This window comes from Sphingobium estronivorans (genome assembly GCF_008692605.1).
Lineage (GTDB): Bacteria > Pseudomonadota > Alphaproteobacteria > Sphingomonadales > Sphingomonadaceae > Sphingobium > Sphingobium estronivorans.
Genome location: NZ_LFCT01000024.1, coordinates 12,526 through 39,114 on the forward strand (window position 1 = coordinate 12,526; position 26,589 = coordinate 39,114).

The following is a 26,589-nucleotide window of genomic DNA, read 5'->3' on the forward strand; positions in this document are numbered from 1 at the left end:
CTGTGCTGTTCTTCAGATAGTCCGCGCGCGGCGGCGGAAGGTGACGTTCACCCGTTCCGACAGGATCAGATAGGGCAGCCACAATGCCGCGCTGATCAGCACTTTCTTCACATTGCCGGTCAGCATCGCCGTCATCGCCGTCGCCACCTGGGCGGGCAGGTGCGATGCACCCGCGATCTGCTGCGCCATGATGAACTGCATCACGATGTCGAACACCCAGGCCAGCAGCAACATGCGCGGAAACAGCGGCACGGATCGCAGCGCCAGCACGAAGCAGACCATGTAGAAGAAATTCATCACGATGACGTCCATCGTCATCGCCAGCAGGATTTTCTGCGCCCAGAGCGGTGCATCGCCGCCCATGGCGGGGACGGCCGCGAAAAATTCCAGGCTGCGCACCGGCACGTTCAGCAACAGGCCCAGCAACAGCGACGCCATGAAGCCCGTGGGGCCGAAAGCCGGACTGCGCCGCGCAGACAGTTCGTCCAGCGCGCGCCACTGGCCATAGCGGCACAGGCGGATGACAGGCTGGGCGGAAAGTTGCCCGCGCGGGAAGCTGCCCGCCGCGATGCGATAGCCCGCAATCGGCGCCAGCGCGACCAGCAGATAGGGCAGCAGCATCGACAGGCCCTGCATCACGCCGTTAATCGGCATGGGCGCCGTCAGGACCTTGGCGCCGCCGATCAGCAGGATGACGGCGATCCAGCCGGTGATCAGCGTTTCCATGCGCAGGTCGAGAAATGTGACCAGAGAGCGGCTCGTCCGGTGCAGCCGGGCGGTATAGGCCCGCGTCAGGGAGAGCAGGAAAGCGACCGCGAAGGGGCGCCCCTGCTCACGCATGTCGCCGCCTTTGCCTACCGGGATTGACGCCCAAACCATCGCATATTCCTCTTAGTATAGATGGCATATAACTATAGTTATAATGACTCTATTCAATAGCAGGATAAGTGAATCTGGTTAACAACTGGTTCCTTTCAAGGAGAAAAATACCGGCCAGTTGCACCGGATTCGCGGCAAACGCCCTGAGTCGGTCGATATAAACCATTTAGCTTTACTTTTGATCGGAACAATCGACTGATATATAAAGATAAAATTTTTTGCGTAATATTTTGTTGACCATCCGCTTGAATAGGAGGAGTTTTTTACTGTCAGAGCAAGGGGTGGGGCGAGAGGCGGAGAGGAAGTCGATTTCGAAATCTAACCGAAATCAAAATGTCCTTTTACTATTCTTGATCAAAGAACTTTGCGATGACGGACAAGCCCGGCAGAGGCAAAAGCCAATCGTCAACAAGGCAACACATGATCTTGGTCGCAGCATCAGTGTGCCACATTTGGGGTACAGATCATGGTTAATTTCGTTCGTAGCTTCCTGAAGGATGAAACCGGCGCTTCGGCTGCCGAATATGCTCTCATTCTCGCGATTGTTGGTACTGGCATTGCTACTGCAGCCTGGACCCTCGGAGACAATATCAAGGGCGCGATGACAACCGCCGCGACCTGCATCTCTGCTACCAACGCCAAACCTGCTGCAAACTGCTAATTTAAATGGCTTAGCGTGGCCGCTAGCGGCCACGCTAACTTTGATTTACAGTTTTAGGGGGAGAATGCGTCATGCGGGGGCGCAATTGGATCTTCTTTGGCTTGGCGGTATTTCTTGGCCTTGGGGCAGTTCTGCTCGCCAATGCTTATTTTTCCGGGGTTGAGAAGCGTCAGGAACGCATTGCCGAAAATCAGAAGATGACCGGCATCGTCGTCGCCACCCAGAATCTCGGCTTCGGAACGCCTCTCACCGATCAGAATTTGCGCATGGCCAACTGGCCAGCCAATTCCATCCCGGTCGGGGCCTTCACCTCCCTCACCGATGCGCTCAAGAACAGCCGCGTCGCGGTGCGCCCGATGGTCACCGGCGAGCCTGTACTGGCATCCAAGGTTTCCGGCAGCGACGGCCGCGCTACGATCGCGGCGAACCTGCCCGCGGGCAAGCTGGCCTATGCCATCCCCATCAATGACGTGAACGGCGTGGGCGGTTTCGTCCGGCCGGGCGATGTCGTCGATGTGCTGGTCACCCGCCCGGTTCCCGGCGACGGCGCGACCGCAAACGACAAGATGACCGACGTGGTGCTGGAAAGCGTGCCCGTGCTCGGCGTCGACCAGATTTCCGACGAGAGCAATACCAAGCCTGTCATCAGCAAGACGGCCACGCTGGAAGTCGATACGGTCGGCGCGCAGAAGCTGGCCCTCGCCTCCCAACTCGGCGTCGTCAGCCTAGCGCTGCGCAATGTCGCCGATCAGGCCGCCGGGCCCCGGTCCACGGTGATCCCGCGTCAATTGTCGGCCACCAACTATGTCATTCCGGCCAAGCGGACCGGCAGCGCGCCTGCCGCGCCCGTCCAGATGGCCCGGGCGCAGCCGTTCCGCCTTCCCAGCGGATCGGGCAATTCTTCCACTCCGGTTGTCAGCGGCCCGTCCATGACGGTGATCCGTGGCACGAAGGTCAGCGAATATGGGGTGCAGCGTGGCTACTGACAGACAATCCCGCGCCCTGCGGTCGGGTGGATTCCTGATCGCGCTGGGCCTGGCGCTCGCCGCCGCGACGCCGATGACCGCACAGGCCCAGATGACGGCAGGCGAGGCATCGCTTCACGCCGGCACGCTGGAAGTGCCGCTCAACAAGAGCCAGGTGGTCACCGCCGACCGGCCCATCGCCAAAGCCATGGTGGGCAATGACGAGGTGGCGGACATCATGCCGATCACCAACCGGTCCGTCTATGTGCTGGGCAAGAAGATGGGGACGACCAGCCTGACGCTCTATGACGGCAGCGGTCGCGTGATCTCCGTCATCGACGTGTCGGTCGGGCCGGACGTGCTGGCGCTGAGCGACCAGTTGCGCCAGCTCGTGCCCGGCGAGAAGATCGACACCAGCATTTCCAATGACTCGGTAGTGCTGACCGGCCTTGTCAGCAACCCCGCCGCCGCCGACCGCGCGGCCATGCTGGCCAAGGCCTATGCAGGCGACAAGGTCATCAACCTGCTGAGCGTCGGCTCCAGCACGCAGGTGATGGTGGAAGTCCGCTTTGCCGAGGTCAGCCGCACGGCGGGCAAGGAAATCGGCGTCAGCGGCTTTGGCCTGTCGAACAACGGCAAGTTCGATGCCGTGACCGGCAAGGGCGCTTCGCTGGTGCCCGATCCCGATACCGGCGTCGGCATCATGAAGCTGGCGGAAATCACCAATACATTCGGTATTTTCCGCAATGTCTTCAATGTCGGCGGCACCCAGATCGAAGCGGTGCTGAACGCGCTGGAATCGCGGGGCCTTGCCAAGACGCTCGCGCAGCCGACGCTGATCGCGCTGTCGGGTGAGAAAGCATCCTTCCTGGCGGGCGGCGAATTTCCGGTGCCGTCCGTGCAATCCGGCGGGTCCACCAACGGCAACACGCCGATCACGGTGCAGTTCAAGCCCTTCGGCGTCAGCCTGTCCTTCACGCCCACGGTGCTGGGGGACAGGACGATCAACATGATCGTGGAGCCGGAGGTCAGCCAGATCGACTCCTCCGCATCGCTGACGGTGGGCAACATCACCATTCCGGGCCTGCGCACCCGCCGCGCCAGCACGACGCTGGAACTGCGCGACGGGGAAAGCTTCGCCATTGCGGGGCTGTTGCAGAAGGACTTCAAGACGACGGTGGATCAGATTCCGTTGCTGGGTTCCATTCCGATCCTGGGCGCGCTGTTCCGCTCGACCAACTATCAGAAGGGCCAGACGGAACTGCTGATCGTGGTGACGCCGCATCTGGTGGCGCCGCTGAAGCCCGGACAGGTGCGCCTGCCCACCGACACGGTGCGCGATCCCAGCGAGGCGGAGACCTTCCTGCTGGGGCAGGCCTATCATCCCAAACCGTTGAAGCCGGTCGCGCCGGTCGACGGCGCCGCAGCGGCGGCTCCGGCGGCTTCGCCATCGACCGCAAAGGGAGGCAGCTATGCCTATTGATCGAGCAAGCCGGGGGATGATCGCGGCGGGCATGCTGCTGCTGATGGCGGGATGCACGGACGAGCGCCCCTCCCCCTTCGCCCCGGTGGACAATTTCGGCGAAGCCAACCGCCAGACGCTGGCGGCGCAGATCATCGATCCCAATCCGGTCTATGACAGCCCGATGGCGGACAGTTCCGGCGAGCATACGGCGCAGGCCATCGGGCGGTATCGCACCGACAAGGTGAAGAAGCCCGACCGGGTGCAGACGTCGAACACCGTCACCAACTCGCAATAAGGCTGCATGAGCGACGCCATGGCGGAGCGGCAATGCGTTTCGGGAATGAAATATGGGCAACATCCATCGTCCGTCCAGGCACTCCAGGGAAGACATGTTGGTGGCCGATAACCGCATCCTGATCATCGCAGCGGCGGAACATATCGGTCCGCTGGCGCAGGCCGACGGGCTAGGCAAGGTACGGGGGCTGCACCTCGAAACGCTCGACCGCGACGCGCCGGTGTCGGACATGCTGCTGAAAAGCGCGGCGCTCGTCTTTATCGAGGTCGATCCGGCCAATGCCGCGTCGATGCACCGCGTCAGCGACATTCGCGCGCGTATGCCCGGCCTGCCGCTGGTCGCCGCGATCAACGGCGCCTCCGTCTCTCTGGTGCGCACGCTGGTGAAGGAAGGGATCAGCGATGTCGTGTCGCTGCCCTTCGACATCCATGAAATATTGCAGGTGGCGCTGGACACCGCCGCCCGGCAGGAAGCCGCCACGGGGCAGTCGTCGCGGCTTGCCCCGATGGTTTCCGTCGCGCGCTCCATCGGTGGCTGCGGCGCGACCTCCATCGCGACGCAGCTTGCCGCCTATCTTGCGACGCAGGACGCTTCGGGCCGGGGCGCGGTGATCGCGGACCTCGACCTGCAATATGGCAGCGTCGCCGATTTTCTGGGCGTGACGGCGCGCGGGACGCTGGCCGACCTGCTCCATGCGGAAGGCCGGCTGGACGAGGAACTGATCGCCTCCGTGCTGGGACGTGCGAATGGCGGGCTGTCGGTGATCAGCGCGCCGGAAACGATCATGCCGCTGGAATCGGTCGATTCCGATCAGTTGCTCAAGGTCATCCGGATGCTGCGGCAGGATTTCGGCTATGTGGTGCTGGACTTTCCGCCGGACTGGACCAACTGGGCCCTGTCCGCCGCGCTGGCTTCGGACGTGATCCTGCTGGTGGTCGAACTGTCCGTCGCCAGCCTGCGCCAGGCGAAGCGGCGGATCGAGCTGTTCCGCTCCATCGGCGTGGAAAGCGACGCCATCCAGATCGTGGTCAACCGCGTCGAAAAGCGGCTGTTCCGCACGATCGATCTCAACGACGTTTCGGAAACGCTGGGCCACCGGACGCTGGGCAGCGTGGCGCTGGACGCGCCGCTGGTCAGCACGGCGCAAAATCAGGGTGCGCTGGTCAGCGACATCCGGGCCAAGAGCCGTTTCTGCAAGGACATAGAAAAGATCGGAGACATGCTCCGCACGGGTCGCCTGGCAAAGGGCAATTGATCATGTGGAAGATACAGGGCGCTCAGGGAAGAACAGACACCGCCCCCGAGGAAAATCAGGGCAGCGTGCCGGATCATGCGGCGGAACCGCCGCTCGTCAATGAGGCATCGGCGAAGATGCTGGCGCTGAAGGTCGCGATCCATCAGCAACTGCTCGACAGGATCAACCTCTCGCTGCTCGACAAGATGCCGCGCGACCAGATTGCGGCGGAAATTTCCAGCATCGTCGCAGAAATCCTGGAGAGCAAGGGAGAGGCGCTCAATCGTGCCGAGCGTTCGACCCTCTCCAATGACGTGCTGGATGAGTTGCTGGGCCTGGGGCCGCTGGAGCCGCTGCTCCAGGATGAGAGCGTCACCGACATATTGGTGAACGGCTGCGACAACGTGTTCGTCGAGCGGCGCGGGTTGCTGGAAAAGACGGCGGTCCGGTTCCAGGACGAACGGCATCTGCTCCGCATCATCCAGAAGATCGTGAGCGCGGTCGGACGACGGGTGGATGAATCCTCGCCCTTCGTCGATGCGCGGCTGGCCGACGGTTCGCGCGTCAACGCCATCGTACCGCCGCTGGCCATCGACGGGTCGCTGCTGTCGATCCGCAAATTTTCCAAGAAGCCGATCAGCATCGCGAAGATGATCGATCTGGACACCATTCCCGCTTCCATGGCGCCCATATTGGAAGCGATCGTGATGGCCCGCCGCAACATCATCATTTCCGGCGGCACCGGGTCGGGCAAGACCACGCTGCTCAACGCCCTCTCCTCCTATATCGATGGGCGCGAGCGGATCGTGACCATCGAGGATTCGGCTGAATTGCAATTGCAGCAGGATCATGTCGCCCGGCTGGAGACACGACCGCCCAATATCGAGGGCAAGGGCGAGATCACGCAGCGCGATCTGGTCAAGAATGCACTGCGCATGCGGCCGGACCGGATCATCCTGGGCGAATGTCGCGCCGGCGAAACCTTCGACATGCTTCAGGCCATGAATACCGGGCATGACGGGTCAATGACCACCGTGCACGCCAATACGCCGCGCGACGCCCTGTCCCGCATCGAGCAGATGATCGGCATGAGCGGAGTCGACATGCCCATCACTTCGGCCCGTGCGCAGATCGCCTCCGCAGTCAATGTCGTCATCCAGGTCGGGCGCCTCGCGGATGGCCGCCGCAAGATCGTGTCGCTTTCGGAAATCACAGGCATGGAGGGCGAAACCATCACCATGCAGGAAATCTTCCGCTTCCGCAGCACGGGGAAAGACGCCGACGGCAATGTGCTGGGCTATTTCGAGGCGACAGGCATCCGGCCTAAATTCATGGCGGAACTGATCGACCGCGGCATCCGGCTGGACCCGGAAATCTTCCGGCCCGTGGTCAGGGCTGAACGGTCATGACCGCGCTGCTCGTCCGGTTGCTGATCCTCGTCGCGATTTTCGCGTCGATCTTCATCCTGTCGCAGATCGCGCTCAACCTGTTGTGGGAACGGCGCAGCGAACGGGGCGCGGTGAACCGCCGGCTGAAGCTGATGCAATCGGGCATGGACCGCGAAGCGGTGTCGGTGACGCTGCTGAAGAACATGCCAGCCGTCCTGCCCGCCGATGCGGGACCGTTGCAACGGATGCATGCCGGGTTCATCCGCATGGTCATGATGTCCGCCGTGCCGATTGACGCGCGCGTGATGATGCTCGCCTGCGCGCTGGGCTTCTTCCTGCTGTCCTGCCTCATCACCCTGCTTGTCTGGTGGTCGCGCTTCACCATCAATCCCGGCGTCGTCCTGCTGATCCTGACGGCGGCGGCGGCCATCGCCTTCGGCCTGCCCGCCTTCGTCCTGAAGCGGATGGCCGAAAAGCGGCGGACCCGGATGGAGCAGCAATTCCCGGTGGCGCTGGACATCTTCACCCGTTCGCTGCGTGCCGGACACCCCATCGCGGCGGCGATCCAACTCATCACCGAGGAAATGGTGGACCCGATCGGCAGCGAGTTCGGTCTGGTTTCCGACGAAGTCGCCTATGGCGCCGACCTGTCCGACGCGCTGCTCGCCATGGCGGAGCGCTGGGATCTGGAGGACATGCGCATGTTCGTCGTGTCGATCTCGGTCCAGAACGAGACGGGCGGCAATCTTGCCGAGATATTGGAGAATCTGTCCAAGGTCATTCGCGACCGGGCCAGCATGTACATGAAGGTCCGCGCGCTCAGTTCCGAAGGGCGGATGACCGGCCTGATGCTGACGGCGCTGCCGGTCCTGGCCTTTTCGGTCCTCTTCATAATCAATCCCGCCTTTTATCTGGATGTCGCGCAGGATCCGATTTTCATGATCGGCTTCCCCGGCCTGCTGCTGCTCTATCTGGTGGGCTTCATCTCGATCCGCAAAATCGTCGACATAAAGGTTTGACATGATCGACTTCATCTCCATGACGCCTCTGGTCCGGCTTGTCCTGCTGATGGTGCTGTTCGCGCTGGTGGTCGGCGGCACGCTGATCCTTTCCCGGGCATGGTCGCGGCACAGCACCATCCGCAACGAACTGCGCGTCATTTCCGCCACCGGCACGTCGAACGCCCTTGTCGGCTCCCTGCGGGGCAAGCGCGACGACGGCTGGTCGCGACTGGTGGACCGGATCGAGCAGGCGGGCCTGAGCCTGGCCGACAGCAAGTCGACGGCGTTGCGCGAAAAGCTTGTCGCGGCGGGTTTCGAATCCCCGGCGGCGCCGCGCGTCTATAATCTCATCCGGCTCCTGCTGGTCATTATCTTCCCACTGGCCTTTGTCGGCTTCAGCATCATGAGCGGCTATCAGATGTCGTTCGGAAAGCTGTATCTGATGGGATCGCTGTCGGCGCTGTCAGGCCTGTATCTGCCGACGCTCTATGTCCGCGCCAAGGCGGACCGGCGGCGCGAGGCGATCGTCAACGGGTTTCCGGACAGCCTCGACCTCATGCTCGTCTGCGTCGAAGCCGGGCTCGGGCTGGAGGCCGCCATCGACAGGGTCGGCCGGGAACTGGTCTTTTCCCATCCGCTCATCGCCAAATTGCTGACGACGACGACCCTGCAACTGCGCGCCGGCGCCTCCCGCGAAAAGGCGCTGCGCAACATGGCGCAGTCGGCGGGGGTCGAGGAAATCAGCGCCTTCGCCACGCTGCTGATCCAGTCGGACAAGCTGGGCACCAGCATCGCCCGGACCCTGCGCGTCTATGCCACGGAAATGCGCGAGAAGCGGCGGCTTCGGGCCGAGGAAAAGGCCCATCGCATCCCCGTCCTCATCTCGGTTCCGCTGGTGGCCTGCATGTTGCCGGTGATGATCGGCGTGCTGATGCTGCCCGCCGCGGTGCGGGTGGTCCGGACCATCGTTCCTGCCATGCATCATGGAGGTTGAAATGCGCAAAGCTCTTAAAATGGCTGGCTGTGCCCTGATGGTGGCGTTGCCGCTCAGTGCGTGCAGTTCCTTCCCCGGCGCGCGCATATTCGCGCGGCATCACCGTCCGGCCGCGCCGCAAATGGCCCAAGCTCCCCTCACCGATCAGGGACGCGCGGCGCTCGATGCAAGCCAGCCGGGCCTGGCCATCGAAAAGTTCCAGACCGCACTGGCCAAGGGGGAAGCGGTAGCCCCTGCCCTCAACGGCATGGCCGTCGCCTATGCGCGGCTCGGCCGGTTCGACCTTGCACGGCGCTTCTTCAATGAGGCGATGGCGGTCGATCCGCTCAACGAGAAATACCGGGCCAATCTGGCGATGCTGGAACAGACCCAGACTTTCCCGATCCGCCAGGCCGATGAAGAAAGCGCACCCCGCAGGCAAGCCAGCACCGCGTCCGTCCAGACCGCAAGCACCCTCCCCCGGCCCGGCGGCCTGCAACGCGTTTCGCAGTTGGAGGTACGCATCGTATCCATCGGATCTTTTGCCGCGCCCTTCGAGCGGAAGATTCTCGTCAAGAATCCGGTGGATGGGAAGGACGTGTCAAGCGCATCCGCAAGCATGACCGAAGGCCCCGGCGAAGAAACCGCCGTGCCCGCTGAACGCAAGCCGGCACGCAAGGTCGTATTGGCCCTTTCCGGCTACGCACAGGCCAGGCGGCTCACGCCGCCGGCCATTGCTTCGGCGGAGCAGGAAAAGACCGGCAAGACCGTGGCCGTCGCCATCGCTTCCCCTCACCCCTGATCTGGCGGGACCATGACCTTTTTCGAAACGGCTTCCCTCATTTTTCTGATCGGCGCCTGCGTCGCAGCGGGCGTGTATGATCTCTATCAGCGGCGCATTCCCAACTGGCTCTGCATCCTGACCATGATCGCCGGGTTGGCGGCGGCGCCTGTGGAAGGCGGCCTGTCCGCTCTCAACAGCCATGCCATCCACCTGGTCGTGGCGCTGATCGGCGGCATGTTGCTGTTCAAGCTGGGCGCCTTTGGCGGAGGCGACGCGAAATTCTACGCCGCCGCTGCCGCCTGGTTCAACCTTGGCAAAGGGAGCCTGCTGCTGATGTCGGTGGCATCCTGCGGCCTCGTCTTGCTGGTCATATGGTTCATCGTCCGCAGGATGCAGGGCAAGCCGGTCAGGCGGTCCAGCGACGATCCCGGCAGCGGCCTGCCCTATGGCGTGGCGATCGGTGCGGGCACCATTTTGATGAAGCTGGTCTTCAACTGAACAGCCCTTCGCAAGCCTGCGACGGCGTTATAGCGCCCGATCCGACTGGAAATCGCTCTAACGAAGCGGCATTTCGACGGAAAACAGGCTAGCGGGCAGAGCAATTCCCCGGTCGGCCAGATCGGTCATGAATTTCGGCCGGATGCCGGTTGCCTCGAAATGCCCGCGGACGGAACCATCCTCCCGCCGTCCGGTCATCCTGAAACGGAATATCTCCTGCATGGTGATGACCTCACCCTCCATGCCGGTGATTTCGGATATGCTCATCAGCCGCCGACTGCCGTCCGACAGGCGTGCGATCTGCACGATGACGTGAAAGGCCGAGGCGATCTGCGCCCTGACGGAACGCAGCGGAATCTCAATGCCGCTCATGCCCACCATCTGTTCGACGCGGGACAGCGCGTCGCGCGCGGAATTGGCATGAACGGTCGTCATCGACCCATCATGACCGGTATTCATCGCCTGCAGCATGTCGAAGGCCTCACCCGCCCGCACTTCGCCCACGATGATCCGGTCGGGCCGCATGCGCAGCGCATTTTTCAGCAGGTCGCGCTGCGTGACTTCGCCCCGCCCCTCGACATTGGCGGGCCGGGTTTCCAGACGGGCGACATGATCCTGCTGCAATTGCAGTTCGGCCGCATCCTCTATGGTGACGATCCGCTCATGCGCGTCGATGCTGGCGGACATGGCATTGAGCAGCGTCGTCTTGCCCGATCCTGTGCCGCCGGAAATCAATATATTGCGCCGCGCCGCCACGACCGCGCCCAGCAACTGCGCCATGGGCGCGGGGACGCTGCCCAATTCCGTCAGTTGCGCCATCCCGATCGGTTCGCGGGCGAACTTGCGAATCGACAACAGAGCGCCATCCACCGCCAGCGGCGGCACGACCGCATTGACGCGCGATCCATCCGCCAGACGGGCATCGACGAAGGGCGACGCCTCATCGATGCGGCGGCCCACGGTCGACACGATCTTCTGCACGATGCGCAGCAAATGCGCCTCATCCTTGAAGCGCGCGGGTGTTTTGACGAGACGCCCGCTCCGTTCGACGAAAACCGACTTGTGCCCGTTGACCAATATGTCCGTGACGGTCGAATCCTTGAGCAGCGGTTCCAGCGGCCCCAACCCCAGCAGTTCGTCGAGCACGTCCGACACCAGTTGCGCGCGCTCCTGCAAATTGAGCGCGTGCTTCTGCAAGGCAAGCTGTTCGTGGACGAGTTCGCCAACCTCTGCCTCGACCTGTTGCCGGGACATGGATTCCAGCGCGGCAAGATTGATGATTCCAATCAGGCGCTGATGCAGCACGACCTTCAGTTCGGTGTGCCGATCTTCCCGCAGCGACGGAGCCTCCCGCGTGGAATGCCATGCATTCAAACGCGTTTCGGTTTGTCTCTCCCTACGGATCTGCCACATCAATCTGCTCCCACCCGCCGTGCAGTATCGGCTGTCCGGTCGCCATAATCCATGATTTCTTGCAGGGTCCGGTCCACTCTCCGCTTCTTCCCCTCTCCTCTCCGATCTTTCGGTGAGGCGTTACAAAAATCACAGTCAATATCTTTAATTAAATATTGGTAAAGTATCACGCTTTTTAAAGTGCTGAAATTCTGGCGGAGAAAAATCCGATATAAATCCAAATGATGATATGAAGCGGTCAGAAACGCCTCTCCCAGAACCCGAACACCCGCGCCAAATTATAGAAATGATTGACTTTCTTGCGCTTTTCTATAAAGAATAGCAGTGAACGATTATTGCGGAGGGGCGAATGCAGATGGCGAATGTCCGCCTTGTCGCGCACTGTTCCGCGCCTGTCACCATCATGGCTCTGACCGCGATTCTGCTCCCCGGCGCCGCTCTTGCCAATGGTGCTGGCGCCGTGCCCGTTTCGAAAGAGCGGTCCCGCTCTTCGCTGGAACAGATCGGCAATTATGCCAGCCCTTCCAGAAATGAAACAGCGACAGCCATCTCGACCGCCGCCGCGTCGGGATCGGTGACGTTCGGACGCGCTGCCGACCTGGTGGGAACACCGCTCTACCTGAAACCGGAGCCGCGCCCGATTTCGGGACTGCGAGGATCGCTGCCATCGGGACTGCCGGTCGCGGCGCGATCCCTGACGAGCGATTTCGGGATGCGGGCGCACCCTCTGCTGGGCGGTTTTCGGCCTCATCTGGGCGTCGATCTGGCGGCGCCTGCCGGGTCCCCGATCACGGCCATGTCGGACGGGCAGGTAAGCTGGAGCGGGTGGCGTGGCGGCTACGGCCTTTTCGTCGCCCTGGATCATGGCAATGGCGTCCAGACCCGCTATGGCCACATGTCCCGGATCAATGTCGCACCAGGGCAGCGGGTGCATAAGGGCGACACGATCGGCTATGTCGGCTCGACCGGCCTGTCGACGGGGCCGCATCTTCACTATGAAATGCGCGTCAATGGTCAGGCGGTGAACCCCCGACCGCTTCTGACGCAATAGCGCCTTGCTTCAAATCTTCGGATAACAGGAAGAAGCGGACATGCCGATGGTGAGGCTTCCGACGCCGGTAAACAGCTGGTAATTGCCGCTGGCATCGACCTTGTTGCCGCAGGCCGGCGCCGAAGCGGTAAAGGTCAGCCCGCTAATACCGCTGCCCTGATACAGGCCCTTGGCATAGGTATCGATGTTGGCGGTCGTGCAGGTCGTACCCGTGGGATCGACCGAAATGCACCGCGCAACCTTTTCCGTGACATAATGAAGCTGGATGAGCGCGGACAGGGCAAAGGCCATGTTCATCGTGCCGAATACCGTCAGCAAAAAGATGGGCAGGACAAGCGCGAACTCTGCTGCGGTGGTTCCTTCGGCATGCCGCCAAAAGGCCCTCAGCACCGCGCGGGAAGGCGAAGACTGTCTCATTGCAATCGCATCCATGCCGTCTGTTGGATCGAAGTCGACAAATAGGACATTATCGACAGTCCGGGGAAAACCGGAACATAGGTATAGGAAGCCTGAACATTGACATAAAGGCCCGGCTTGGCCGTGCTGCCTGTGACTTTGGCGGAACAATTGGCCGAAGGACTGCTCAATGTCCCCGCCGCCTCCAGAACGCCGGATGTTTTGGCGCAATAATAGCCTTCCGACAAAGTGCCCAATGTCACGCCGGTTCCCAATGTCGTCTGCTGCGCTGCCGAGGTCATCTGCGTGGAAAGGGTCGAACTGCAATGATCGGTCGGATAGGTCGCGGGCAACAGAGAGGAACTGTTGCACACCTGCCGGACCAGCCCAACCGCCTGCTCCGCTGCCGTCTCCACCTGCATCTTGCTATAGATGTAGACTGCGACATCCACCACGTTCAGCGTCAGGAAGCCGACCACGGGGAACCACAGCGCCATCTCCGCCGCCGCCGCGCCCGCTTTGTCGCCCATGAAGCGGCGAAGGAAGCCAAGACGTTCCGTCGATCTGGAGAAGCCCGTCATTGGACCAGCTTTTCGCGGGTCGCGGCGGTGCCAGGAAGATTGAGACCCATTCCCGGGCACTGCGTATTGTTGGCGAAGATGCTGCCCGTTCCATTCACCAAAATGGTATAAGCGACGAGACCGAAGCAGGTTGCCCCGTTAGAAGATTTGTTGACGGCACCACTGAATGTCAGATTGGTTTTCGGGAGATAGACCAGACCGCTGATGTTCCATGTCGGCTTGTTCCCGGCATAGGTTGTATCGACCATCGATGTCAGCCTTGGATCCTGATACATCGCAACTCCGGACCAGTTGCCGGAAGAGGGGGCCGTAAGGTCCAGCGACCCGGATTTGCCACCATTGGCGGAATCTGTCATGATATTCGTCGCCGTGGTGCCACCGAAAATTACAGTCACGCTCGCACCACTCGCTGTCGAAAGAGTATTTCCAGCCAGATCAAGAGTTCCGTTGAAAATTGTAATTGTTGTATTTGCCTTGGTAACCGCAACATTTTTCGTCAACTGGACATCACCGCAATAGGTTACATTTGCAGTTATATCGGACGAAACTTTTGTTTGACTTGGCGTTTTTGGATAGTTTCCACCACAATTATTGGTCGGAATATAATTGGCAAGCGCCGCGAAATTGTCTGTTACTGCGGCTGCGTTGGAGACCTTATTCACACCGCAGCCCCTGTTGGTGCCACGCGCATATCCATAATCCGCACCAAGATCGTGCCCGTTACAGGTCGCGTCACCGTTCGAATAAAGACTGCACCCACCCAGATCAGGCTTTGGCCCACCATTGCTCTGTAGGGAGTTATTGGCAGTGGACAGCGTCGTGATGCAGAAGGTTCGCCCGGCGCCACCCGCCGTCGCGATTGCGGAAGCAACGATTGTTTGCCCACGTCCCGAACCATAAGCTGCATCGCCCCTGAAACCGACAAGCGCCGAAAAGGAGATCGGAAGCACTTTCGACAGCGACGCCTGATAGCAGGTTGCCCCCGCCGCGACCCCGGTCGGACAGGTCACGACCGTCGCGCCGACAGTCGCACTATTCTGCCCGTCGACAAAGCCATAAGGCGCCGCAGCCGCCTTGGCCTCCGCGATATAGGTGCTGCCGGTGGTGCTGTTATTGGTCGCCGCAGCAATCGCAGCCGTATCCGCGGCATTCTGCATCGATCGCTGGAAATAATACCACTGCCCCATTTCCACCGCCATCGCGACGGCGCCGGATATGGGAATGAGCATCAGTGCCATCAGCGGACCGACGGCAGCCGTTTCACTCACCGCATGGCGAAACCATTTTTTCAGCAAGAGCCGAACAGATGAACGCAACATATCCCCGCCCCTGAAATAAATGCGGCGCCGCAATCAATTCAATTCGACCCAATATTATCAGATATTATTCTAATTCATTCAGTATATATCGAACGATATAACAATATCTTCAATATCTTATAGTAAACTGACATTCAGCATCGCGACTGTCAACATCGTTAAGGGCGATAACCGAACCCGGCAACAACAACTTCCGGCATTCCGACCCAATTTCGGACAGCAGGACGAAAAGGGATAATCCGATCCTATTTCCGCGGGACCGTAATGCGAATGGTCGTCCGTCCGCCGATATTCTGCAGGAACACTTCGCCGCCCAACGCCTGTATGCGGCGCATCAGCGATCGCGACGGCACCGCTCCGCTGGCTCCCAGCCGCGCCATATTGGGCACGCCATCGTCGCTGACCTGCAACGCGATGCGGTTGCCGTCCGGTTCCAGCGCGAAATCCACGGCGCTCGCGCCCGCATGGCGCACGGCATTGGCGACGATTTCCCGCACGGCGAAACTCAGTTCGCGGCCGATCATCGCGCTGGTCGCGCAATTGCCGTCCTCAACCTTCAACTCGCACTGTATGCCCCATTGCTCGCCCAGCGAGCGGACCACCATCGCCAGGGTTTCGGGCAGATAGGCGAAATCTTCCTCATCGACCCCCGGATTGATGATCCAGCGAATTGTCGCGATCTGATCCTTGGCGATGCGATCGATATTGCGGATGATCGGGCGCGGCGAAACCGGCTGTTCCCCCAGCAAGGGGGCGAGTTGGAAGCGGATGCTGGCCAGAGCCTGAAGCACGCTATCATGCAGTTCCCGCTGCAACCGCTCGCGCTCCCGCGCCCCGGCGATGACATGCGCCAAGTCCAGACTATTGCGAACCATCAGTTCTTCGCAGGCGCATTCGAACACGCGCTGGGCGATGGCAGCCCGATCCTCATGGCAGGGATCGGGGAGATGGACGGCACCCACCGCCTCGAACGTGCCCAGAGACACCCGCACCGTCAGCAGCGTATCCGCATCCAACAATGCGCTCCAGGCCCTTCCGCCCGCCGACAGTGGCGCCAAATGGCTGACCCCGTCGCTGGACAGGGTTGTAGAAGCGTTCCGCCCGCGATCATGCCAGCCGGTGTCCGCCGTCATCAGATTGCCCAGCCCAATGGACGGCAGCGTCTGCCCCGCGCTGCATGCGAAACGAAGCCGTTCATGGCTGGCCATCCTGAACAACACGGCCAGCCGCTCACCGCCGGTCGCGATCCGTAGCGCCTGCAACAGAAACCCGTCGGCGCTGCTTTTCGCCGGCGGGAAGTCCGCTTCGGCCAGACGCCGCGCCTGCTCCCGCTCCAGCAGCGTCTCGCGCCGGGGGCCGAGCAGCACCCCCGTCACCACGATCACCACCACCAGATAGCAGGCCTTCAGCGCGACCCGTTCGGCGGTCGGTTCCGCCGGCAGGGCGACGATTTCATCGAACCAGGTCGCGAATATCGCGCTGGCTCCGGCCAGCAGACCGACCAGCATATGCCATTGCCGCCGCACCACCAGCGCCACTTCGACCGCTACGAAGAAGCTGCCGGGGAAATAGGGGCTATTCGACGGATTGGTCACCAGCAGCAGCGCGATGTAGAATAATGTATCGAGGAATATCACCCATTTGCGCATCCGCATGTCGATGATCCACGACCGCGCCGACAGGATCACCGCCGTCAGCGCGAGCAGAAACATCAGGATGGCGACTCCATGCTCCGCCATTTCCACCCAGGATCGCGGGGTGGCGAAGAGTAAGCTGACGGTGCAATAGATCGACGCCAGCAGCAGCCGGGTCAAATCCAGCGTCCGCCACGGCCGAAGCGCCGACTGGGTAAACACGTCCCACCGGTTCAGGCTGGTCGTTCGTTCGATTCGCCCATGCATCGCGCGACCACGCTCCCCCATGCTCTCCGGCGGCTTTCTTATGGGAAGGAAATTGCCGCCGCGTCAAATGGAGATGAGGCCAGCGGCGCGGCTATCCATGGAAATAGTCGTAAATTTGCTGCGCCACCGCCTTGGAAACGCCGGGCGCTTTCAACAGGTCTTCCAACGCCGCGCTCTTCACCGCCTTGGCCGTGCCGAAATGCATCAGCAACGCCTTTTTGCGGGCGGGACCGATGCCGGGAACCTCGTCCAGCGAACTGACGGTGATGGCCTTGCTCCGTTTCTGGCGGTGGGCGCCGATGGCATAGCGATGCGCCTCATCCCGCAGCCGTTGCAGGTAGAACAGCACCGGATGGTTGAGCGGGAATATGATTTCCCGCCCATCGGGCATGTGGAACACCTCTCGCCCTTCGCGGCCATGATGCGGCCCCTTGGCGATGCCGATCATGCAGACATCCTCAATGCCCATATCCTCCAGCATCGCCCGCGCCGCCGATAGCTGCCCTTTGCCGCCGTCGATCAGCACCAGATCGGGCCATTCGCCGCCGTCGCGATCCGGGTCCTCCCGGGCAGCGCGACCGAAGCGCCGTTCGAACATTTCACGCATCATCGCGAAATCGTCGTTGGAGATGTTAGGATTCTTCATGTGGAACTTGCGATAGGCGTTCTTGCGGAAGCCCTCCGGCCCCGCGACCACCATCGCGCCCAGAGCATGCGCGCCCTGAATATGGCTGTTGTCGTAGATTTCGATCCGGTCCGGCACGCCGTCCAGCCCGAAAGTCTCGACCATTTCGTCCAGCACCTTCGCCTGCGTCGTGGTTTCGGCAAGCCGGCGGTCGAGCGCTTCCACGGCATTGCGCTGGGCCTGTTTGATCAGGCGCGTGCGGTCGCCCCGTTGGGGCACCTCAATCCGCACCTTCGACCCGATGCGTTCGCTCAGCGCCTGCGCCATCAATTCGCATTCCGCGGGCGCGCGATCGGACAGGACCAGCTTGGGCGGAGGCACCTCTTCATAGAATTGCGCCATGAAGCTGGCGAGTACCTCATCCTCCGCGACTTCGGCGGTGTGGACGGGGAAAAAGCTGCGATGCCCCCAATTCTGCCCGCCCCGAATGAAGAAGGCCTGGATGCACATCGCACCGCCGCGGGTCGCCAGTGCGAAAATATCGGCGTCGCCCAGCCCTTCGGCATTGATCGCCTGACTGCCCTGAATGAAGGTCAGCGCTTTCAGCCGGTCACGCAGCACCGCCGCCTGCTCGAAATCGAGCGCATGGGACGCCGCCTCCATCGCCTGGCCCAGCTTTTTCTGCACGGCGGTCGATTTGCCGCCCAGGAAATCCTGCGCGTCCTGAACCAGTTCGCCATAGCTCGCCTCGTCGATCCGCCCGACGCACGGCGCGGAGCAGCGGCGGATCTGGTAGAGCAGGCAGGGCCGCGAACGGTTGGCAAAGAAGCTGTCGGTGCAGCTTCGCAGCAGGAACAGCTTCTGGAGCGCATTGATCGTCCGCGTCACCGATCCGGCGCTGGCGAAGGGTCCATAATAGCGCCCCTTATATTTGCGCGCGCCGCGATGCTTCTGCACGCGCGGGAAGGCATGATCCTCGCGCAGCAGGATGAAGGGGAAGCTCTTATCGTCGCGCAGCAGCACATTATAGGGCGGCCGGAAGCGCTTGATGAGCTGCGCCTCCAGCAGTAGCGCCTCCGCCTCGCTATTGGTGGTGACGATGGTCATGGATCGGGTCTGCGCCACCATGCGCTGAAGCCGTTTGGGCAGTCGATCGACCTGGGTGTAGTTGGTCACTCGATTGCGCAGCGCCCGCGCCTTGCCGACATAAAGCACGTCACCGCGCGCATCCTGCATGCGATAGACGCCCGGCCGGGTCGGCAGGGTCTTGAGCGTGGTGCGGATCGCTTCCACCCCCGCTTCTATATCGGGCTGACTGCCCGTGACCGTGAAAGTCGCCTTGCCTTCATGAAAACGATCGGGGGATTGTGGACCGGACATGCGGCAGAGATAGCGGCGTCTACCGGGATCGCAATGGCCCCGATCCGACGATCGGAGAGAAGTTGGACAAGGGTCGGGCCATCGAATCGTCCCCGTCGAAGGAAGGGCGGCGGGTCGTCACGGATCGGTGGAGAGCCGATGCGGGGGTCAACCGCCCCCTTCGACACACCGTTTCTTGTCAAGGAAAGGCCGTACTTCTCCTCACCCCTCCCGCACCCTCGTCATAAGCAGCTTGTGGAACGCCCGCTATGCCCGCGTTTCCTCCCTGGCTTCCCATGATCCGCACAACAAAAAAAAGCCGGCGCAAAATCTGCGTCGGCCTTTTTTAATCTTATATTCAGACCGGATCAGACGCTCGGTCCAAGACCCTTGATCGCATCGTCGACCAGCACCTTGTCTGCCCGGGAGTCATGCCCATGGGCAATCAGCGTCGCAGCAGCATTGGTCGCAGCCGTCACCGCCTTGGTACGAATATCCGCGATCGCAGAACGTTCGGCCGCACCGATCTTGTCCTCGGCCATCTTCTGACGGCGGGCGACGAGCGCCACCGCATTGGCCTTGGCGTCTTCCAGAAGCGTTTCGGCTTCATGCTCCGCCGACTTGCGCATCGCATCAGCCTCGCCAGCGGCAGCCGCCAGCTTCGCTTCATATTCCGCCTTCAGCGCTTCGGCTTCGGCGCGCAGCTTGGAGGCTTCCTCAAGCTGCGTCTTGATCTGCGCAATCCTTCCGTCCAGCGCCCCGCCGATCAGGCCGGGAACCTTCTTGAACAGGAGGATCAGGATGAAGACCAGCATCGCCAGGCTGACCCAGGCAGTGGCGTCCATGCCGACTGCCTTGGGATCGCTGTGCGGGGCAACGCCCTCATGGGCAACGGTGCCAACCGGCTCCATGCCTTCGCTATGGATCGCCTCGTTCATATGCGGGGCTTCCTGTGCTGCTGCCTCAGCCATGGGCCAGTGCCGCCTTTACTGCGTTACGGGCTGCCTCGTCCGACGCGTCCACGCCGGAGATGCGAGCCACCATGTCGCGCGCTGCGTCAGCGGCGACGGTTTCAATCTCTGCCATGGCTGCGTTGGACGCAGCCTTGATGCGGGCCTCGGCGGCGCCGATCTTGCTCGCAATGTCCGCATCGGCGGCGGCCAGCTTGACTTCGGACGCCTTGGCGGCTTCGGCCTTGGCCTTGGCCAGCATCGCCTGAGCGGCGGCACGGCTTTCGGCATCGCGAACGCGATAGTCCGCTTCGGCTTCATCGGCGCGGGCGAAGGCCGCCTTGGCCAAATCCAGATCGCCGCTGATTTTCGCGTCGCGCGCGTCGGCCGTCGCCTGCACCTTGGGCACCATGCCGAGGCCGATGACGAAGAAAACGAAGCCGAAAGTCACCAGCAGCCAGAAGATCTGCGAGGAATAGGTTTCGGCAATTTGCGCGATTTGAGGCATTTTATGGGATCCGTCCGATCGGGGCGCGGTCAATCAGGAGGTGGGCACGGGCATCAAAGAAGGCACCCCGCCCACCCCAAGCGGTTATCAGGCCACGAACACCAGGATCATGGCGATAACGAACGCCAGCAGACCCAGAAGTTCCGCCGCGGCGAAACCGATGAACAGGCGGCCCTGCTGACCGTCGGCAGCGCCGGGGTTGCGCAGCGCGCCTTCGAGGAACGAGCTGAAGACGTTGCCCACACCGAGGGCGGCAATGCCCGCACCGATCGCGGCCAGGCCAGCACCGAGCAGCTTTGCAGCTTCTGCGTCCATGTCGTAAACTCCCTTTTCTAAACTCTAGTCAAACGTTGAGGAAAAAACTTAGTGCAGGTTCTCGGCATCGTTGATGTAGACCGAGGTCAGCAGCGCGAACACATAGGCCTGGATCACCGCCACCAGAACTTCCAGAGCACTGATGCCGATCATCAGGACGAAGCTGGCGGCGCCGACCGTGAACCCCAGCGCAGGGCTGGCATTGGCGCTGTTGATGACGAAACCCGCGAGCACCTTCAACAGTACGTGGCCAGCGGTCATCGCGACGAACAGTCGCAGGCCAAGGCTGAACGGACGCACCATGAAGGAGACGAGTTCGATGAAGAAGAGCGGCACCACCATCAGCGCCGGGGTGCCGTGCGGCACGAACAGCGAGAAGAAGTGCAGGCCATGCTTGTAGAAGCCCACCGCCAGCACGATCGAGAAGCTCATGATCGCGAGCACGCCGGTCGCGGTGAAATGGCTGGTGAAAGTGAAGGGGTGCAGGCCAATCAGGCCCAGCGGCAACAGGCCAAGCAGGTTCGCCAGCAGGATGAACATGAACAGCGAGAAGACATAAGGAATGTACTTCTTGCCGCCCTCGCCCACATTGGCGATCAGCAGGCTCTTGATGAAGCCGGTCATATATTCGACCGCCATCTGCCAGCGGCCGGGCACCAGCTGCCGCTTCATGCCGCCGACGACGAAGATCCAAAGCACCACCGCAGCGGCCACCATGTAGAGCGCGCTGTTGGTGAAGGCGATGTTGAAACCGCCCAGCGACAGATGGTCCGTACCGAACAGCGGTTCGATCGCAAACTGGTGCATCGGATCGATTTTGCCGGATTCTGCCACGCTGGACCCCTGTAACATTCTGCCTTTAGACTAAGACAGAAGCGCCCCTATTGGTCGGGACGCTTCGCCGTCGTCAATCTGATGATATTCCTGAAAGCCGCCACGATCCCAAGACCGAGGAAAACGAGCAGGAGCCAGGGCGATGTCCCAAGCAGCCGGTCCAAAACCCAGCCGATCAAGGCACCGCCAACAAGACCCCCGATCAGCTCAGCGAGAACCCTGTTGCCGAGGCGCGACCCATCGTCCGCCTGCTGCTCCTTGGTCCCCTGTCTGACCCGTTCGACGTGTTCGGCCTGCGCGATCCGCTCCTCCAGAGAGGCGATCCGCGCATCTTCCCCCGCCGGGTCCTGCCCCGGTGCATCCGCCGCCATCGACCATCCTCCTTCATATAAGGGTTCAGGCGGCATGGCGCTTGCGGCTGCACCCGTCAAGGCGCGGCCCGTTTAGAAAGGGCTTTCCGGAGTGTCAACCGTCGTTGGGCAGGAGAATTTCCTGTCCGGACGAAGCCGGGTCGAAAGTCCCCTGTCCCCGGGAATCACCCGGCGGTCGCGCAATAGGGCGGCAAAGCGATCGGCCCGGCGCCCTTGGTTTGCCAGGCGCCGGCACCGATCCGATAGGCCTGTCCCTGTTTCACGCGGCTGCTCAACGTCTGGCATCCCGTCGCGGCGGCGACATCCTGTACCGTCACGCCGCGCTTGCCGGCCAGGTCGGTATAGGCGGCGCGCCGCTTGATGTTGATCGATTCGACCTCGGACCGCACCGCATCGCTCACGGACCCGGCGATACCCAGATAGCCGTCGGCCTGCTCGCCGACGGTCCCCGCGCTCATCGCCGCGGCGACCGCGCCGGACTGCGCACGGGCGGGAGAGGTCATGACCAGGCCAGTCGCCAGCGCGACGGCCGCTGTGGCGGCGATCATTATAAACTTGCGTGTCATTGCGGGAACAACTCCGGGTTATTCTGGATCAGATCCTGCGCATCGCGTTGCAATCTGACAACGACTTCCTGCTGCACCTTGACATTGAGATTGATTTCAATGGGCTTGTCCGGGGCCTTCACCTGGATGCAGCCCCCCAAGGCCAAACCGGCGAAGCCCGCCGTCATGATCGTTCGCTTCTTCATTTCTGCTCCCCGTTTCGCACAGTGTCGCTTTCGGCAGGCTGAACTGCAACCTTTTCCCGAATCTTCTCCTGCATCTGGTCGCCTATGCTATTTTGTATGAGCGATGAGGGATCGATGAAGGACTGCGCGGTCCCCAACAACCCCCGGAAGGGCGCCGCGATCCGCACGTTGAAGATGAAGGGCAGGCCCGTGAAATTGCGCGCCAGCCCCGCCGGCGCGCCGCCGATCTGCCCGCGATTGACGCCGTTGAACACGACATTCGTCACCATTTCTCCGTCCAGCGCACCATCCATCAGGATGGTAAGGCATTTATACTGGAGATTCTTGAGCGCATCGAAGGCCAGCCGTCCCATGGCGCCCAATTGCTCGTTCGATACCGGCCCTACATAGGACAAGGTACCCGACTGGCGCGTGGGATCGCAGGGGATGGTCGGCAGCACCCCCTCAGGCATCAGCAGCGGCGGCATGCCCTGCTGCCTCGCGGTCAGCACGCCGCCCGCGACGCGGCCGCCCTGTGCATTGAATATCAAGGGCATGATCCCGTCGAACGTACCCGTCGCGGAGATATTTTTGAGATCCATCGCCTGGATGAACGCGCCCGCATCCAGCCCGATGACGCGGAAGGTCAAGTAACGATCCACATTGGCGCTGAAATCCATCGTGGTCGGCAACAGCGCCAGTTGACCGCCGGAAAACGGCCATCCCCCACCCTCGATATGCACCTTCTGCCCCGCTTCCAGCCGGTATCGCACCACGCCGTCGCGCACCTCCACGCCCGGATTGACCGACCTGATTCGCGCCTCTTGCCCCGGCGCGCTGACCAGACCCAGCAGATCGGTGAAGCGCAATTCGCCCGACAGCCCCTCCACCGGGCCGAAGGCAGCGGCCAGATTGGCATTGTCAGTACGGAACAGGCCGTCGCTGGTGACATGATTGCCATCCCAGCGAATATGGCCCGCCCCGCTCACCGTCGCCTGCACATTCGCGACGACGCCGAGCGCCAGCCGCGTCACATCCTCAGGCTGAAGCTTCGGGCCGAAGACCAGACCGGGAACCGCCAGATCCGCATTGCCGCGTCCGTTGCCCAGATCATGCGCGATCACGGCCCGCGCCACCAGCCCATCGTTGCGCGGCGCCCTCAGCGATCCCGTGGCGGCAATCCGGCCATTCTTCAGGGTCAGCGCGAAATCGGGCACCTGCAGCGGTTCGAACCGTCCGGGCGTCTGCGCGTCGCGCACCGTCAGCGCCGCCGCCAGCTTCAGCGCGCCGCCCGCGAAACTCCAGTCGCCCGCGCCATTTTCGACGATCAACGGCACCGTGCCGATTCGCCCACCCGCGCCGGTCAACCGACCGGCCAGCCCTTTGCCGACCGCCTTTCCATCCAGAGCCGCAGCGGTCAGGCGGACCGGCGCATCTTGCGGCCCGATGCCCAGATCCACCTGGGACAGTGCAAAGCCCTCCCGCCCCAGCGCGACGCGCGCGCTGTCCGCGGAAAGCCGCATCGGACTGTCCCCGCTCTTGCCGATGAGCGCGAGCTTGCGGATTTCCGCGCCGCCCCGCACTCCTTTGGGACCAGCCGCAAATAGCGCGCCGCCGCCGATGGGGCACAATGTCTGCCGCGTCCGCCCGATGGAGAAGCCGCCATAACGCGCCTCGATCAACGATACCGGCACGCAGCGCCGATTGACCGCAATCGTGCCATCGGCGTCCAACTGCCCCTCGACGGGGGCGGCCAATCCGCGCAGCCGCCCGCCCGGCAAGGGGCCATCGAGCCGCACTTCCGTCGAGAAACGCGTATCGCCCTTCGGCCCGGCCACAAAGCGCACCGGTTCCAGCGACAGCTTCGCCTGTCCCGCCGCATAGGGTTCAACGAACAGCTGCCCACCAAAGCCGCCGCCAGCCCGCCGGGCCAGCCGCAGCGCGGCCTTGGGCAGTCCACCGCCATCCGTCGTCACCGCACCGTCCAGCGCCCAGTCGAACGCCTGCCGCCCCTTTCCGGGCCAACCGAGGGTCACCCGTCCGTCGCCGGGAATCGCCACCTTGGCGCCGCTGCGAGCGGAAAAACGAGTATCGGTGAGGACCAGGCTGCCACCCCGGCCCTGCTGGGCGAAGGCCAGATCGGTCTGCAGGATATTGTCCTCGCCCGCGTGCCGCACAGCATCGGCCAAGCGGACCGCGAGCGGCTCGACAGGTGTCCCCGACGCCGATTCGCGCAAGCCTGCCAGCGGATCGCGCCCGGCAAGACGCAGTTGCCGGGCGGAAAGCCTGGCCTGCATCCGCGCCTCGCCTTTGCCGATCTGCCAGGCGCCCTGAATCTCTGTCTGTCCGGCCAGCGCGCCCGCCGCAGACAGCGCCGCCGCCCCGATCCGCGCCCTGCCCGCCGTCGAGGCTCCCGTCCCGTCGAAATCGATCCGCCCGGCCGGCTGGGCCAGCACCATGCCATTGGATTTCAGCGCATCGCCGGTCAGATCGACATGGCCGCTCCATCGATCCAGCGCCTTACCCAGTCGAATATCGACATTCGCCGCAGGCCGGGCCATGGCGGTGGCGGCATCGCGGCAGGCAAGGGCATCCCCCCGCACCGGCCCCGACAGATGCGGCTGTCCATCCCGTATCGCGACATCCAGCGACGCCACGAGACCGGCGAGGCCGCAGCCGCCCAAGCCTGCATTGGGCATCGCCGCCGCCAGCTTGCCGCGAAAGCCCGAATGCAGATTGCCATTGCCGTCGATCTGCATCCCCACGATTCCGGCATCGGTGTCCAGCCGCAAATGCGCGTCGCTCAGCCCCAGCAGAATGTCCGGCAGGCTGAACGGCGCGGTCGAGCTCGTGTCCCTGAACTTGTCGATTTCGCCCAGACTCAGCACGCCGCCGCGCAGCGATCCACGCGCCCGGACGCCACCCGCCCGCACCGCCGCGACCTGTGGCGTCAGGCCGGTAAAGGCAATATCGACCTCCACCCAACGCGCCGTCAGATCGGGATGGGTCGGGTCGCCGAGTACGATATTCTCGATCCGCTGGGTGCGAAGGCCGATGTCCTTCAGGTCATAGCTGCCCTCAACGCCACGCCGGTTAAGTTCACGGCTGATGAAATTTTCGGCGATGGGTGCGCGCTGAGTCCAGAGCGCGGCCAATATCAGCACGAGCCCCCCCGTGCCGACGCCAAGCCAGCGCAGCCAGCCCCGGCGAATTTCCTTTTCGCCGTCTTCCTCTTCCATGCCTATGGCCAACCCCGGGCTTTGAAAACGCTCAATTTACGTCCGTAACGCCTTAACAACGTCTGACTGCCTCTAAATATCCTTGCCCGGAAATTCCGCAACTTATAGCCTCGCCATAGTGCAGAGGGGGCGGGTAAGACATTGCCGGAAAAGGATTTGAAGGCCGCGCATGACGGCGTGGGGCATCGTGCCCGACTGCGGCAGAAGCTCGCGGAGAGCGGCGGCGCGGCGCTGCACGACCATGAACTGATCGAATATCTGTTGGCTCTGGCGATCCCACGCCGCGACACCAAGCCGCTGGCCAAGGCGCTGCTGCGCGAATTCGGCGGGATCGGGGGTCTGATGGCGGCGGATTGGCAAGCCATTGCCCGCGTGCCCGGCATGGGCGACACCAGCATCGCCGCAATCAAGATCGTTCAGGCAACCGCGCTGCGCATGCTGCGTAATGAGGTCGCCGAAAAGCCGGTGCTCGCAAGCTGGCAGGCGCTGCTCGACTATCTGCGCGCCGACATGGCGTTCCTGCCGGTGGAACGGGTGAGGGTTTTGCATCTCAACAGCCGCAACATGCTGATTCGCGATGAACATATGGGCGACGGCTCGGTCGATCAGGCAGCGATCTATACGCGGGAGGTCATCCGCAGGGCCATTGATCTCGGTTCAGCCGCGCTGATCCTCGTGCACAACCACCCTACTTGGGTTCTTTCACCCCCGCTCATTCCCGTAAACTCCCGCACATTTCCTTAGTTTTTTCTGACTCTTGACCGAACGCCGTTTGGGACTAATTTGAGGGGTGCGGACGGTGAACCGTCCCCAGTTTGCGTCCCCTATTTGGTGGACAGTCCCCAGTGCAGGAG

The 26,589-nt window shown here is 62.4% G+C and carries 27 protein-coding genes; 12 read left to right on the plus strand and 15 right to left on the minus strand.

Translation table 11 applies throughout. From position 1 onward, the window contains the following. Positions 1 to 12 precede the first annotated feature (12 nt). Positions 13 to 840: a DUF2569 domain-containing protein gene (locus F7P65_RS16395; protein WP_150293551.1), complete on the minus strand. Its 828-nt coding sequence runs from the start codon at positions 838 to 840 to the stop codon at positions 13 to 15. A 505-nt stretch (positions 841 to 1,345) separates the two neighbouring features. On the opposite strand from F7P65_RS16395, the gene F7P65_RS16400 reads away from it, so the two are divergent. The 10 genes from F7P65_RS16400 (at position 1,346) to F7P65_RS16445 (ending at position 10,143) form a co-directional block, all read left to right on the plus strand. Beyond that, positions 1,346 to 1,540 carry a Flp family type IVb pilin gene (locus F7P65_RS16400; RefSeq protein ID WP_150293553.1) on the plus strand — a complete coding sequence of 65 codons (195 nt, stop codon included), beginning with the start codon at positions 1,346 to 1,348 and terminating at the stop codon, positions 1,538 to 1,540. Positions 1,541 to 1,611: 71 nt separating this feature from the next. Further along, positions 1,612 to 2,526, plus strand: coding sequence for a Flp pilus assembly protein CpaB (cpaB, locus tag F7P65_RS16405; protein ID WP_150293555.1), 915 nt, complete (start codon positions 1,612 to 1,614; stop codon positions 2,524 to 2,526). Continuing rightward, a complete protein-coding gene (locus F7P65_RS16410; protein ID WP_240334337.1) occupies positions 2,516 to 3,988 on the plus strand; it encodes a type II and III secretion system protein family protein in 1,473 nt (490 codons plus the stop codon). Before cpaB ends, F7P65_RS16410 begins: the two co-directional genes overlap by 11 nt. Then, positions 3,978 to 4,265, plus strand: coding sequence for a hypothetical protein (locus F7P65_RS16415; protein WP_240334338.1), 288 nt, complete (start codon positions 3,978 to 3,980; stop codon positions 4,263 to 4,265). The genes F7P65_RS16410 and F7P65_RS16415 overlap by 11 nt, the downstream gene beginning before the upstream one ends. Before the next feature lie 94 nt (positions 4,266 to 4,359). After that, on the plus strand, positions 4,360 to 5,520 hold the full coding sequence (locus F7P65_RS16420) for a CpaE/TadZ family protein (protein ID WP_240334339.1): 1,161 nt from the start codon (positions 4,360 to 4,362) through the stop codon (positions 5,518 to 5,520). Between the two features lie 2 nt (positions 5,521 to 5,522). Continuing rightward, positions 5,523 to 6,908 (plus strand): TadA family conjugal transfer-associated ATPase, encoded by a 1,386-nt coding sequence (locus F7P65_RS16425; protein ID WP_162854676.1) that lies wholly within the window; start codon positions 5,523 to 5,525, stop codon positions 6,906 to 6,908. Further along, positions 6,905 to 7,906, plus strand: a complete 1,002-nt coding sequence (locus F7P65_RS16430) for a type II secretion system F family protein (RefSeq protein WP_150293559.1) — start codon at positions 6,905 to 6,907, stop codon at positions 7,904 to 7,906. The genes F7P65_RS16425 and F7P65_RS16430 overlap by 4 nt, the downstream gene beginning before the upstream one ends. A 1-nt stretch (position 7,907) precedes the next feature. After that, positions 7,908 to 8,882 carry a type II secretion system F family protein gene (locus F7P65_RS16435; RefSeq protein WP_150293560.1) on the plus strand — a complete coding sequence of 325 codons (975 nt, stop codon included), beginning with the start codon at positions 7,908 to 7,910 and terminating at the stop codon, positions 8,880 to 8,882. 1 nt (position 8,883) lies between these two features. After that, positions 8,884 to 9,663: a tetratricopeptide repeat protein gene (locus F7P65_RS16440; RefSeq protein WP_162854677.1), complete on the plus strand. Its 780-nt coding sequence runs from the start codon at positions 8,884 to 8,886 to the stop codon at positions 9,661 to 9,663. A gap of 12 nt (positions 9,664 to 9,675) precedes the next feature. Next, positions 9,676 to 10,143, plus strand: coding sequence for an A24 family peptidase (locus F7P65_RS16445; protein ID WP_150293564.1), 468 nt, complete (start codon positions 9,676 to 9,678; stop codon positions 10,141 to 10,143). Between the two features lie 57 nt (positions 10,144 to 10,200). Here the strand turns inward: F7P65_RS16445 and F7P65_RS16450 are convergent, their stop codons facing one another. Further along, positions 10,201 to 11,556, minus strand: a complete 1,356-nt coding sequence (locus F7P65_RS16450) for an ATPase, T2SS/T4P/T4SS family (RefSeq protein ID WP_150293566.1) — start codon at positions 11,554 to 11,556, stop codon at positions 10,201 to 10,203. A 349-nt stretch (positions 11,557 to 11,905) separates the two neighbouring features. Between F7P65_RS16450 and F7P65_RS16455 the strand changes: the two genes are divergently transcribed. After that, a complete protein-coding gene (locus F7P65_RS16455; protein WP_240334341.1) occupies positions 11,906 to 12,607 on the plus strand; it encodes a M23 family metallopeptidase in 702 nt (233 codons plus the stop codon). A gap of 9 nt (positions 12,608 to 12,616) precedes the next feature. Here the strand turns inward: F7P65_RS16455 and F7P65_RS16460 are convergent, their stop codons facing one another. The 13 genes from F7P65_RS16460 to F7P65_RS16520 form a co-directional block, all read right to left on the minus strand. Then, positions 12,617 to 13,024 carry a TadE/TadG family type IV pilus assembly protein gene (locus F7P65_RS16460; protein ID WP_162854678.1) on the minus strand — a complete coding sequence of 136 codons (408 nt, stop codon included), beginning with the start codon at positions 13,022 to 13,024 and terminating at the stop codon, positions 12,617 to 12,619. Then, positions 13,021 to 13,584, minus strand: a complete 564-nt coding sequence (locus F7P65_RS16465) for a TadE/TadG family type IV pilus assembly protein (protein ID WP_150293570.1) — start codon at positions 13,582 to 13,584, stop codon at positions 13,021 to 13,023. Before F7P65_RS16465 ends, F7P65_RS16460 begins: the two co-directional genes overlap by 4 nt. Next, positions 13,581 to 14,903 (minus strand): pilus assembly protein TadG-related protein, encoded by a 1,323-nt coding sequence (locus F7P65_RS16470; protein WP_150293572.1) that lies wholly within the window; start codon positions 14,901 to 14,903, stop codon positions 13,581 to 13,583. The genes F7P65_RS16465 and F7P65_RS16470 overlap by 4 nt, the downstream gene beginning before the upstream one ends. A 245-nt stretch (positions 14,904 to 15,148) precedes the next feature. Beyond that, positions 15,149 to 16,825, minus strand: coding sequence for a sensor histidine kinase (locus F7P65_RS16475; protein WP_150293574.1), 1,677 nt, complete (start codon positions 16,823 to 16,825; stop codon positions 15,149 to 15,151). Between the two features lie 70 nt (positions 16,826 to 16,895). Next, positions 16,896 to 18,809, minus strand: coding sequence for an excinuclease ABC subunit UvrC (gene uvrC / locus F7P65_RS16480; protein ID WP_150293576.1), 1,914 nt, complete (start codon positions 18,807 to 18,809; stop codon positions 16,896 to 16,898). Between the two features lie 347 nt (positions 18,810 to 19,156). Then, entirely contained in the window at positions 19,157 to 19,759 is a 603-nt protein-coding gene (locus F7P65_RS16485; protein WP_150293578.1) for a F0F1 ATP synthase subunit B family protein, read from the minus strand. Continuing rightward, a complete protein-coding gene (locus F7P65_RS16490) occupies positions 19,752 to 20,246 on the minus strand; it encodes a F0F1 ATP synthase subunit B family protein (protein ID WP_150293580.1) in 495 nt (164 codons plus the stop codon). The genes F7P65_RS16485 and F7P65_RS16490 overlap by 8 nt, the downstream gene beginning before the upstream one ends. A gap of 87 nt (positions 20,247 to 20,333) precedes the next feature. Continuing rightward, complete coding sequence (locus F7P65_RS16495; protein WP_004207392.1) at positions 20,334 to 20,561, minus strand: F0F1 ATP synthase subunit C; 228 nt, start codon at positions 20,559 to 20,561, stop codon at positions 20,334 to 20,336. Positions 20,562 to 20,609: 48 nt separating this feature from the next. Then, the gene (locus F7P65_RS16500; protein WP_150293582.1) at positions 20,610 to 21,395 is read right to left on the minus strand and encodes a F0F1 ATP synthase subunit A; all 786 of its coding nucleotides are present in this window, start codon (positions 21,393 to 21,395) and stop codon (positions 20,610 to 20,612) included. A 47-nt stretch (positions 21,396 to 21,442) separates the two neighbouring features. Continuing rightward, the gene (locus F7P65_RS16505) at positions 21,443 to 21,766 is read right to left on the minus strand and encodes an AtpZ/AtpI family protein (protein ID WP_150293584.1); all 324 of its coding nucleotides are present in this window, start codon (positions 21,764 to 21,766) and stop codon (positions 21,443 to 21,445) included. Between the two features lie 164 nt (positions 21,767 to 21,930). Further along, entirely contained in the window at positions 21,931 to 22,332 is a 402-nt protein-coding gene (locus F7P65_RS16510; RefSeq protein ID WP_150293586.1) for a YdbL family probable chaperone protein, read from the minus strand. Continuing rightward, positions 22,329 to 22,517 (minus strand): YnbE family lipoprotein, encoded by a 189-nt coding sequence (locus tag F7P65_RS16515; RefSeq protein ID WP_046763138.1) that lies wholly within the window; start codon positions 22,515 to 22,517, stop codon positions 22,329 to 22,331. The genes F7P65_RS16510 and F7P65_RS16515 overlap by 4 nt, the downstream gene beginning before the upstream one ends. After that, the gene (locus tag F7P65_RS16520; RefSeq protein ID WP_150293588.1) at positions 22,514 to 25,735 is read right to left on the minus strand and encodes an intermembrane phospholipid transport protein YdbH family protein; all 3,222 of its coding nucleotides are present in this window, start codon (positions 25,733 to 25,735) and stop codon (positions 22,514 to 22,516) included. Before F7P65_RS16520 ends, F7P65_RS16515 begins: the two co-directional genes overlap by 4 nt. Before the next feature lie 141 nt (positions 25,736 to 25,876). Here F7P65_RS16520 and F7P65_RS16525 point away from each other — a divergent pair, with 141 nt between their 5' ends. After that, positions 25,877 to 26,479, plus strand: a complete 603-nt coding sequence (locus F7P65_RS16525) for a JAB domain-containing protein (RefSeq protein ID WP_240334342.1) — start codon at positions 25,877 to 25,879, stop codon at positions 26,477 to 26,479. Positions 26,480 to 26,589 lie beyond the last annotated feature (110 nt).

Coding starts and splice junctions, on each gene's coding strand:
- uvrC (WP_150293576.1), bottom strand. CDS start 18,809: ATGTCCGGTCCACAATCCCCCGATCGTTTTCATGAAGGCAAGGCGACT.
- F7P65_RS16520 (WP_150293588.1), bottom strand. CDS start 25,735: ATGGAAGAGGAAGACGGCGAAAAGGAAATTCGCCGGGGCTGGCTGCGC.
- F7P65_RS16455 (WP_240334341.1), top strand. CDS start 11,906: ATGCAGATGGCGAATGTCCGCCTTGTCGCGCACTGTTCCGCGCCTGTC.
- F7P65_RS16420 (WP_240334339.1), top strand. CDS start 4,360: ATGTTGGTGGCCGATAACCGCATCCTGATCATCGCAGCGGCGGAACAT.
- F7P65_RS16470 (WP_150293572.1), bottom strand. CDS start 14,903: ATGTTGCGTTCATCTGTTCGGCTCTTGCTGAAAAAATGGTTTCGCCAT.
- F7P65_RS16430 (WP_150293559.1), top strand. CDS start 6,905: ATGACCGCGCTGCTCGTCCGGTTGCTGATCCTCGTCGCGATTTTCGCG.
- F7P65_RS16440 (WP_162854677.1), top strand. CDS start 8,884: ATGCGCAAAGCTCTTAAAATGGCTGGCTGTGCCCTGATGGTGGCGTTG.
- F7P65_RS16495 (WP_004207392.1), bottom strand. CDS start 20,561: ATGGACGCAGAAGCTGCAAAGCTGCTCGGTGCTGGCCTGGCCGCGATC.
- F7P65_RS16475 (WP_150293574.1), bottom strand. CDS start 16,825: ATGGGGGAGCGTGGTCGCGCGATGCATGGGCGAATCGAACGAACGACC.
- F7P65_RS16435 (WP_150293560.1), top strand. CDS start 7,908: ATGATCGACTTCATCTCCATGACGCCTCTGGTCCGGCTTGTCCTGCTG.
- F7P65_RS16485 (WP_150293578.1), bottom strand. CDS start 19,759: ATGGCTGAGGCAGCAGCACAGGAAGCCCCGCATATGAACGAGGCGATC.
- F7P65_RS16505 (WP_150293584.1), bottom strand. CDS start 21,766: ATGGCGGCGGATGCACCGGGGCAGGACCCGGCGGGGGAAGATGCGCGG.
- F7P65_RS16400 (WP_150293553.1), top strand. CDS start 1,346: ATGGTTAATTTCGTTCGTAGCTTCCTGAAGGATGAAACCGGCGCTTCG.
- F7P65_RS16515 (WP_046763138.1), bottom strand. CDS start 22,517: ATGAAGAAGCGAACGATCATGACGGCGGGCTTCGCCGGTTTGGCCTTG.
- F7P65_RS16445 (WP_150293564.1), top strand. CDS start 9,676: ATGACCTTTTTCGAAACGGCTTCCCTCATTTTTCTGATCGGCGCCTGC.
- F7P65_RS16510 (WP_150293586.1), bottom strand. CDS start 22,332: ATGACACGCAAGTTTATAATGATCGCCGCCACAGCGGCCGTCGCGCTG.
- F7P65_RS16465 (WP_150293570.1), bottom strand. CDS start 13,584: ATGACGGGCTTCTCCAGATCGACGGAACGTCTTGGCTTCCTTCGCCGC.
- F7P65_RS16425 (WP_162854676.1), top strand. CDS start 5,523: ATGTGGAAGATACAGGGCGCTCAGGGAAGAACAGACACCGCCCCCGAG.
- F7P65_RS16490 (WP_150293580.1), bottom strand. CDS start 20,246: ATGCCTCAAATCGCGCAAATTGCCGAAACCTATTCCTCGCAGATCTTC.
- cpaB (WP_150293555.1), top strand. CDS start 1,612: ATGCGGGGGCGCAATTGGATCTTCTTTGGCTTGGCGGTATTTCTTGGC.
- F7P65_RS16460 (WP_162854678.1), bottom strand. CDS start 13,024: ATGAGACAGTCTTCGCCTTCCCGCGCGGTGCTGAGGGCCTTTTGGCGG.
- F7P65_RS16450 (WP_150293566.1), bottom strand. CDS start 11,556: ATGTGGCAGATCCGTAGGGAGAGACAAACCGAAACGCGTTTGAATGCA.
- F7P65_RS16415 (WP_240334338.1), top strand. CDS start 3,978: ATGCCTATTGATCGAGCAAGCCGGGGGATGATCGCGGCGGGCATGCTG.
- F7P65_RS16395 (WP_150293551.1), bottom strand. CDS start 840: ATGCGTGAGCAGGGGCGCCCCTTCGCGGTCGCTTTCCTGCTCTCCCTG.